Genomic DNA, 9,037 nt, shown 5'->3' with positions numbered 1-9,037 from the left:
GAAGAACGCGTCGAGGTGGTCGAAAGGCACTGGTCGCATGATGGGCTCCTTCTCAAGTGCTGTCCCGACCCGACCGTGCTGGTCAGGCCGGGTGTTGCACTAGAAGATAGAAACCGCCGCGCGAAAAGTATCCGATGGTGACCTGAAGTTTCGGAATACCGCGTAGGCACCAAGAGATGTGCACACAGAACGGGCATCAAGAGAGCGGGCGACGGGAATCGAACCCGCGTCATCGGCTTGGGAAGCCGAAGCTTTACCATTAAGCTACGCCCGCACGTCACCGCTGGTCAGCAGGCACCCACCCAGGTGAAACCCGGTGCAGACATGCCACGATCGGCGACTCGACCCAGTCTACAGCTTCCCGCCTTCGCGAACGGCGACGGGGCGTCCTCAGACAGCCACAACCGCGTGTTCGAAGTGCATGCGTGCTGATCGGAATCGGGTCGTCTGCACTTCGAACACGCGGATGGGGTCAGTGCTCGACAGCCTCCTCGGCGCCGAATCCGGTATGGGCGCGGACGTCCATCTCGGCGGCCAGCTCGGGACTCTCCACCGTCTTATCGGTCACCGAGGCGATCCAGCCGAGGATGAAGCCGAGCGGAATCGAGATGATGCCGGGGTTCGACAGCGGGAAGATCGCGAAGTCGGCCCCGGGGATCATTGCGGTCTCGGAGCCGGAGACGACCGGCGAGAAGGCAATGAGCACCATCGCCGAGATCAGTCCGCCGTAGATCGACCACACCGCGCCGCGAGTGGTGAAGCGCTTCCAGAACAGCGAGTACACGATCGTGGGCAGGTTCGCGCTGGCGGCGACGGCGAAGGCCAGCGCCACAAGGAATGCGATGTTCTGCCCCTGCACTCCGATGCCGCCGATGATCGCGACCGCACCGATGACGACGACGGTGCGACGGGCGATCTTGACCTCCGCCTCGGAGTCTTCGACCTTGCCCTTCTTGATGACGTTGGCGTAGATATCGTGAGCGAACGAGGCCGCCGCGGTGATCGCCAGGCCCGCCACCACCGCGAGGATCGTGGCGAAGGCGACCGCGGAGATGAAGCCCATGAGCAGAGGCCCACCGAGCTGAAGCGCCAGGAGCGGAGCCGCGGAGTTCACGCCGCCAGGAGCGTTCTTGATCGCGTCGGCGCCGACGAGTGCGGCCGCACCATAGCCGAGTACGAGGGTGAAGAGGTAGAACGCACCGATGAGCCAGATCGCCCACACCACGGATCGGCGAGCTTCCTTAGCCGTGGGGACTGTGTAGAAGCGCATGAGCACGTGGGGCAGACCCGCCGTGCCCAGCACGAGCGCCAGAGCCAGGGAGATGAAGTCGAGCGGATTCTCGCCGTACTGCAGACCCGGGTTGAGGACGCCTTCCCCGACTCCTTCGGCTGCGTTGTCCACGGCCGAGGCCAGAAGGGTTGAGAGGTTGAAGCCGTTGAGTGCGAGCACCCAGATGGTCATGGCGAAAGCACCGGCGATGAGCAGAATCGCCTTGACGATCTGCACCCAGGTGGTGCCCTTCATTCCGCCGACGAGAACGTAGATGATCATCAGCGCGCCGACGACTGCGATGACCAGCGACTGGCCGACCTTGCCGTCGATGCCCATGAGCAGAGACACGAGTCCGCCGGCGCCGGCCATCTGCGCGAGCAGGTAGAAGAAGCAGACCGCCAGGGTCGACAAAGCGGCTGCCATGCGCACGGGGCGCTGCTTGAGCCGGAACGACAGCACATCGGCCATGGTGAACTTGCCGGTGTTGCGCATGAGTTCGGCGACGATGAGCAGAGCGACGAGCCAGGCGACGAGGAAGCCGATCGAGTAGAGGAATCCGTCGTAGCCGTTGACGGCGATCGCACCGCAGATGCCGAGGAAAGATGCGGCAGAGAGGTAGTCACCGGCGATGGCGAAGCCGTTCTGCGGTCCGGTGAACGACCGACCGCCCGCATAATAGTCCGAAGCGGACTTGTTGTTGCGGCTCGCCCGCAGAACGATGAACATCGTGACCGCGACGAATGCGGCGAAGATCGTGATGTTGAGGACCGGGTTGTTCTCCACCTCGGTGGTCGCTGCGCTCAGGAGGTCGACTCCCGAAGCGACGAAGTCTCCGATTGCCAGAGTGGTCATGAGCGGTGTCCTTCCGATTCGGCCTGCAGTCGTTCACGGATCGCTTCCGCGGGAGGGTCGAGCTTCTTATTCGCGAACGAGACGTAGAACATCGTGATCGCGAAGGTCGTCACGAACTGCAGCAGCCCGAATACGAGTCCGACGTTGATCTCCCCCACGACCTTCGTCGACATGAAATCGTGGGCGTACGTGCTGAGGATGACGTAGAGGAAGTACCAGACGAGGAACGCGATCGACAGCGGGATCACCACCGAGAAGCGCTTGCGTTTGAGGGCCTTGAACTCCGGCTTCTCCTCCTCTGCGAGGAAGTCAACACCGGTGTTGACAGGGTCAGTCATTCTATCTCCTTTGAATGGACAGAACATCAGTGTCCTGAATCACATGACCCAAAGGTAACGTTCAGCATGCGCTAGGGAATACCACCGAAAGTTGGTAGCTTGTTCACATGAATGCGCACGCCAAGGAAACGCGGGCTCTCAAGGTCGAGACCCGTCGCCTATTCGTCGAAGCAGTCGATTCCCTGCACCAGAGCGGCACCGGTGACGTCGTCTTCGGAGGCATGGTCGAAGAGGATTCGGTCGCGGTCGAAGCCGTCGCCGGCGCCGACAAGGACCTGCTCTCGACCCTCATCGTCAGCACCGGGCGCGGCCTCGGCGGACGGGCCATGACCGAAGGCACTCCCCAGCTCACCCGCGACTATGAGATCGACCCTCTCATCACCCACCATTACGATGAGCAGGTCCTCGGCGAGGGCATCCGCGTCCTCGTCGCCGTCCCGACTCTCCACGGAGGTGAGGTCACCGGTATGGTCTACTGCGGCCACCGCGCGGACTACAGCGCCGCCGCCCCGCAGACGGGAGACCTCGTCAGACGGGTACGACAGCTCTCGGTCGATCTCGCTCGACTCGGATATCGACAGGAACCGCGCGGCCCCGTCAAGGAGGAACCGCTCTACTCGGATCTGGATCCCTCGGGACGCGAAGCTCTCCGGCACACCTATGCCGAGCTGAGGGCCATCCGCTCCGGGATCGTCGATGAGGAGACCCGGGAGAAGCTCACCGGCGTCGAGGCGCGCCTGGCCGATATTCTCTCCGGACACAATCCGGAGAACTTCCAGACGCCGGAGCCCGCAGTCAGGCTGTCGCCGAGGGAGACCGACATCCTCTCGCATGTCGCCTTGGGCTGGCCGAATGCCCGCATCGCCGAGGCGCTGTCCCTGCGCGAGTCGACGGTGAAGTCCTATCTCAATACGGCGATGGTCAAGCTTTCGGCACGGACTCGACATGAGGCCGTGTCGATCGCCCGCTCGTCCCACGTCCTCCCCTGAGCGAGGAGATCCGGCTCAGCGGTTGATGACCTCGGAGTTCTCCTGTTCCATCTCCAGGGAACGGTCCGCTGCCGCCTGCGCGGCCGCCTCGGCGATATCGAAGATCCCGGAGTCGAGGAACTGCTGGAGACCGGCCAAGGTCGTCCCGCCCTTGCTGCTCACGGCCTGACGCTGCGCGGCGGGGTCGGGCTTCTCGGTCAGGAGTCGGCCGGCGCCGTCGGCGGTGGCCACGACCATCTGACGGGCGACGTCCTCGCTCAGGCCCTGCTTGACGCCGGCGGCGATCATGGCTTCGGCGAGGAGGAAGAAGTACGCCACTCCGGACCCGGAGATCCCGGTCATGGCCGGGATCTGGGATTCGTCGAGATCGACGACGAGGCCGGCGCCCGACAGCAGGGACTTCAGTGTGTCCACGCTGGCGGCGGTCACCTCGGCGGTCGGGGCCAGCGCGATGACGCCGTGGCCGATGGAACTCGGCGTGTTCGGCATGATCCGCACGATCGGATTCTCGGGGGCGAGCTTCGCAAGGTCTGCGGCGGCGACGCCGGCCGCCATGGACACGAGCACGGAGTCCGGGTCGAGGTCGTCGGCGAGTTCACGCAGGGTCTCGGCCATCATCCACGGCTTCACGCCGAGGAACACGAAATCGGCTCCGGACACGGCTTTCCGATTCGCTTCGGCTTCGTCCTCCAACGCGGTGACCGTGGCGGTGGGCAGATCGGTGCGGAGCCACTGCGCCGAGGCGGTCGAATTCGTCGTCGCGCGGACCGTGATGCTCGGGTCGGCGGTGAGGATTCCCTGGATGAGGGCCGTGCCCATGTTGCCGGTTCCGATGGAGGCGATGGTCGTCAAAGTGCGTCAGCCTTTCGATATCTGTTGTGTGATGGTCGGTGGGTGTCCATGCGCCTAAGCGTGCCGGTGCGAGGTCGGGCGTGGCGATGCAAAGGCGGGCAGGGTGATGTGCGGCCTGGCGGTCGTTCGCGTGTTCAGCTCTCGGCGCCGGCTTTTCCGGATCGCGAGGGCTTGTGCTCGGAGGTGCGGGTGTGGCTGTGGGCATTTCGCCGCGGAGTATCCGCGTCGAGGCCGAGGTGCTCACGGGCGAAGGCGATGGAGTCGGCGAGCATCTTCTCGCGCGCGGACTGTCTGCGGACGAATCGGGTGTTGACTTCGACGACGACGTCGCCCTGCCAATTATGTTTGGCGAGGTATTGCAGGGTCTCGGCGACGGGCATGGTGCCTTCGCCCGGAACGAGATGTTCGTCCTTGAGTGAGCCGGCACCGTCGGTGAGGTGAACGTGGCGGAGCTGGTCGAAGATCTCGCCCACCGTCTCCAGGGCGTTCATGCCGGCGGTGGAGGCGTGGGAGAAGTCGAAGGTGAGGTCGTCGTAGTCCTCGTCCAAGGGGTTCCAGTCGGGGTAGTAGACCTGGATCTCGCGCAGGCCGGCCCGCCAGGGATACATGTTCTCCACGGCCAGTCTCACACCGGTCTCCTGGGCGACCTGGCGGACGCCGTCGACGAAGCCGAGGGCGTATTCGCCCTGCCAGCGGAACGGCGGGTGGAGGACGACCGTGTCGGCGCCCACTGCCTTGGCGAGGTTCGCGGTGATCCGCAGCTTCTCCCAATGGTCTTTGTGCAGCACCCGGGGCAGGAACAGCAGGGTCGGCGCGTGCAGGGAGATGACGTCGAGTCCGGTGTCGCCGGCGAGTCCGTTGATGAGGTCGACGCCTCGCGTCTCGGGGTTATGGGTGACCATGATCTCGACACCGTCGTAGCCGTGTTTGGCCGCTTGGGTGAAGGTCTCCTCGACGGTCATTGGTGAGACGGAGGAGCTGGAGAGGCCGAGCCGGATCCGGTTGTCGGAGACGTGATGGGCGTCTTTCTCATAGATATCGTGCTTGTCGAAGTAATCCTTGTGGCGCTTCGAATTCGAGCGCGCAGAATTCTTGGTGGTCAACACCTTCCGCTGGGACTTCGACTTCTTGCTCATCTCTTCCAGTCTAACGCGGCTCCCCCACCCCAGAACTACCTGACGGCGGCCCAGCAACCGCGCGCGAGGGTGCTGGGCCGCCGTCAGGTAGCAATTAGGAGGTGAGGGTGGCGGCGAGCTCGTGGAAGTCGCGGCTCGGGTTGCCGAAGCGGTGGAGGGTCATCGACACCGCCTGCTCCTGCACGTAGTACCGCAGCTCCACCCGACCCGAGGTGGTCACCGGCTCGTCGATGATCGCAACCTCCGGGCGAGGCGCGGCCGCGGCCAGCAGCTCGTTCTCGAACCGACCGAGGACGCGGATGCGGGCACCCACGGTGTCGTCGTAGCGACCCTGTCCGACCATCTCGGCGAACAGATCCGCCGACTCCGTGCGGGCCGGGACATCGGCGTTCGTCACGGCGATCTTCACCTCGGCCGGCACATCCTCGGCGACGGACAGCTGCACCGTCGACCCCACCGTGGCGGCGGCATGGAGGGAGCGTTCGAGATCGAACAGGCTCGCCTCGGCAGTGACGCGCAAGGTGACCGGGCGAGGACGGTAGCGGAAGATGTTCGCCTCCGCGCGCAGTCCCGTGTGGTCCTTCGCGCCACCGAATTCGGCCTCGAACCAGCGCTTGTCATCGGCCTTGGCCGCCTCGAGGTTCTGGCTGCCGGCATCGGCGAAGTGGCCGAAGAGCATGAGGTAGTTCGGGCCGCCGGCCTTCGATCCCAGGCCGACCGACGACTGCTTCCAGCCGCCGAACGACTGCCGACGCACGATCGCACCGGTGATCCCGCGGTTGACGTAGGCATTGCCGACCTCGACGCGGTCGAGCCAGGTGGAGACCTCCCCGGGGTCGAGGGAATGGATGCCGCCGGTGAGGCCGAAGTCCACGGCATTCTGGAACTCGATGGCCTCGTCGAGGTCCTTCGCATGCATGAGGCCGAGCACCGGACCGAACACCTCGGTGAGGTGGAAGAACGAACCGGGCTTGACCCCGTCCTTGATTCCCGGGCTCCACAGACGCCCCGAATCGTCGAGCTGCTTGGGCTCGAGCAGCCAGGATTCGCCGGGTTCGAGCGACGTCAGCGCTCGACGCAGCTTGTCTGAGGGATCCTCGGTCAGCGGACCCATGGTCGATGCGAGGTTCGACGGCCAATCGACGACCATCGACGAGGCGGCATCGATGAGCTGGCGACGGTAGCGCTCGGAATCGTAGGTCGATCCGACCATGATGCCCAACGAGGCGGCCGAGCACTTCTGCCCGGCATGTCCGAAGGCCGAGTACACGAGGTCGGCCATGGCGAGGTCTCGGTCCGCCGCCGGCGTGATGACCAGGGCGTTCTTGCCCGAGGTCTCCGCGTTGACGTGGAGTTCGGGGCGGAAGGATTTGAACAGGGACGCCGTCTCCGAGGCACCGGTGAGGATGACCCGGTCGACGTCCGGATGGGAGACGAGATGCTGGCCGAGCTCGCGCTCGATCGGAGCGCACAGCTGCAGCACGTCCTTGGGCACTCCGGCCTGCCACAGGCAGTCGATGATGAGCGCCGAACAGTGCGGGGTCGGCTTCGAGGGTTTGTGGATGACCGCCGAACCGGCCGCCAGTGCCGCCACGGTGCCGCCGGTGGGGATCGCCACAGGGAAGTTCCACGGGGGAGTGATGACGACCATCTCATCGGGAGTGAAGGTCGCACCCTCAAGGTTCTCGAGCTCGAGTGAGTTCAGCGCGTAGTAGCGGATGAAGTCGATGGCCTCGGACACCTCGGGGTCGGACTGCGATGGCATCTTGCCGACCTCGGCTGCCTCGACGGCGATGAACTCGCCGCGACGGGCAGCGAAGATGTCGGCGGCGCGGTGGAGGATCTCCGCGCGACCGGCGGCGCCGAGGGCCCGCCAGTCGGCGGCGGCGGCGCGACCGCGGGCGATCATTGCATCGAGTGCGTCCGTGGATTCGACCTTGGGCGCGTTCGGACGGTCGTCGAGGTAGCCGGGGGCGGTAGCCTCGGCGATGATTTTGCGCACCCACTCCTGGTTGGCCGGAAGGGACGGGTCGGTGTCGGGTTCATTGAAGAACTGGGTCGGCACCACGGTCTCGCCGAGTGTTTCGCTCGACCGGTTCTGGTGGCGGTTCGGGGCCGGTGCGGTCTCGCCCTCGGCGTCGAGGATCGATTCGAGTTGGTTGACCGATGCGGTGAATCGGTCGGCTTCGCGCTTGAACACGTCGTTGCCGTTGGCGAGGTCGAAGATTCCGGACATGAAGTTCTCGGACGCAGAGTTCTCCTCGAGCCGGCGCACGAGGTAGGAGATCGCGACGTCGAACTCCTTCGGATGAACGGCCGGAACGTAGAGGAGTAGGTCTCCGACGTCCTCGGTCACGGCGGCGGCCTGCTCGCTGGCCATGCCCTGGAGCATCTCGAATTCGACGCGGTCGGTCACGGAGCGTTCGACGGAGAGGTGGTGGGCGAAGGCGATGTCGAAGAGGTTGTGTCCGGCCACGCCGATGCGCAGCCCCTTCATCCGCTCCGGGGTGAACAGCCAGTGCAGGACCCGCTTGTAGTTCGCATCCGTGGACTGCTTCGAATCGCACGTCGTCGCAGGCCAGCCCGCGATTTCGGCGTGCACGGTCTCCATCGCGAGGTTCGCGCCCTTGACGAGGCGGACCTTGATTCCGACCCCGCCGTTCTCGACACGACGGGAAGCGAACTCGCTCAGCCGCTGCACCGCGCCGAGCGCATCGGGCTGGTAGGCCTGGATGACGATTCCGGCCTCGAGATCTTTGAACTCCGGTTCGGAGAGCAGACGCGTGAACACCGCGATCGTCAGCTCGAGGTCCTGGTACTCCTCCATGTCGAGGTTGACGAACTTCGCGCCGGTCGGGGCCTTCGCGGCCTGCTGGTAGAGGGGGCGGAGGCGGTCGACGACATAGTCGACGGTCTCGTCGAAGGCCCACATCGAGATCTGCGAGGCCACGGAGGAGACCTTCACCGACACGTAGTCGACATCGTCGCGGGCGAGCAGCCGGTGGGTCTGCTCCAGGTGGTTGTCGGCTTCGCCGTCACCGAGCACGGCCTCGCCGAGGAGGTTGATGTTGAGCCGGTGACCGTCGGCGGTGAGGGCGGCGACGGTCTTGCCGAACTGCTTGTCCCGGGCGTCGACGACCATATGGCCGACCATCTGACGCAGGCGGGTGCGGGCGGCGGGCACGACGACCTGCGGGGCGATCTTGGCCAGTGCGGCACCGGCCTTGATCTGCGCACGGTCGAGGTACGACATCGTCTCGGGTGCCAGCTTGCCGACCTCGGTCAAAGCGTCGGCGGCGGCGTGGACATCGTCGGTGCGCACGACCCGATCGACGAACCCGACGGTGAAGTCGAGGCCGTTGTCGTCGGAGAGGACGGCGGAGAGGCGTTCGGCCGCGGGGTTCTTCGCCGTGGTCATCGACGTCGACACTCGCAGCCACCGGCGGACGGTGTCGATCGACTGGGCAGTGAGCGTGGCGAGGTCGGTTTCGGTATGCAGCAACTGTGCTCCTTCGGTGCTCGGATTCGGTGCTCCCACGCGTCGGCGCTGACCGTGGAACCTTGGTGTGAGATCAGTATGCGCGGCCGAAATCCAGG

At 65.2% G+C, this 9,037-nt stretch carries 6 protein-coding genes and 1 tRNA gene; 1 reads left to right on the top strand and 6 read right to left on the bottom strand.

All coding sequences use genetic code 11. The features are described from left to right. Positions 1 to 203: 203 nt before the first annotated feature. From HK353_RS11620 to HK353_RS11610, 3 genes are all read right to left on the bottom strand, one after another. Positions 204 to 274, bottom strand: a tRNA-Gly gene (locus tag HK353_RS11620). Positions 275 to 472: 198 nt separating this feature from the next. After that, entirely contained in the window at positions 473 to 2,125 is a 1,653-nt protein-coding gene (locus HK353_RS11615; protein WP_173156297.1) for a solute symporter family protein, read from the bottom strand. After that, positions 2,122 to 2,463 (bottom strand): DUF485 domain-containing protein, encoded by a 342-nt coding sequence (locus tag HK353_RS11610; RefSeq protein ID WP_173156295.1) that lies wholly within the window; start codon positions 2,461 to 2,463, stop codon positions 2,122 to 2,124. The genes HK353_RS11615 and HK353_RS11610 overlap by 4 nt, the downstream gene beginning before the upstream one ends. A 107-nt stretch (positions 2,464 to 2,570) precedes the next feature. On the opposite strand from HK353_RS11610, the gene HK353_RS11605 reads away from it, so the two are divergent. Further along, positions 2,571 to 3,452, top strand: a complete 882-nt coding sequence (locus HK353_RS11605) for a helix-turn-helix transcriptional regulator (protein ID WP_173156293.1) — start codon at positions 2,571 to 2,573, stop codon at positions 3,450 to 3,452. Positions 3,453 to 3,467: 15 nt separating this feature from the next. Here the strand turns inward: HK353_RS11605 and proC are convergent, their stop codons facing one another. The 3 genes from proC to HK353_RS11590 all read right to left on the bottom strand — a co-directional run bounded on the left by proC (position 3,468) and on the right by HK353_RS11590 (position 8,942). Then, positions 3,468 to 4,304, bottom strand: coding sequence for a pyrroline-5-carboxylate reductase (gene proC, locus HK353_RS11600; RefSeq protein WP_173156291.1), 837 nt, complete (start codon positions 4,302 to 4,304; stop codon positions 3,468 to 3,470). A gap of 134 nt (positions 4,305 to 4,438) precedes the next feature. Next, positions 4,439 to 5,440, bottom strand: coding sequence for a sugar phosphate isomerase/epimerase family protein (locus HK353_RS11595; protein ID WP_173156289.1), 1,002 nt, complete (start codon positions 5,438 to 5,440; stop codon positions 4,439 to 4,441). Positions 5,441 to 5,534: 94 nt separating this feature from the next. After that, on the bottom strand, positions 5,535 to 8,942 hold the full coding sequence (locus tag HK353_RS11590; RefSeq protein WP_217278427.1) for a bifunctional proline dehydrogenase/L-glutamate gamma-semialdehyde dehydrogenase: 3,408 nt from the start codon (positions 8,940 to 8,942) through the stop codon (positions 5,535 to 5,537). Between the last annotated feature and the right edge of the window lie 95 nt (positions 8,943 to 9,037).

Origin of the sequence: Brevibacterium permense, assembly GCF_013280495.1 — a bacterium.
Lineage (GTDB): Bacteria > Actinomycetota > Actinomycetes > Actinomycetales > Brevibacteriaceae > Brevibacterium > Brevibacterium permense.
This window is presented reverse-complemented; position numbering and strand designations above follow the sequence as displayed.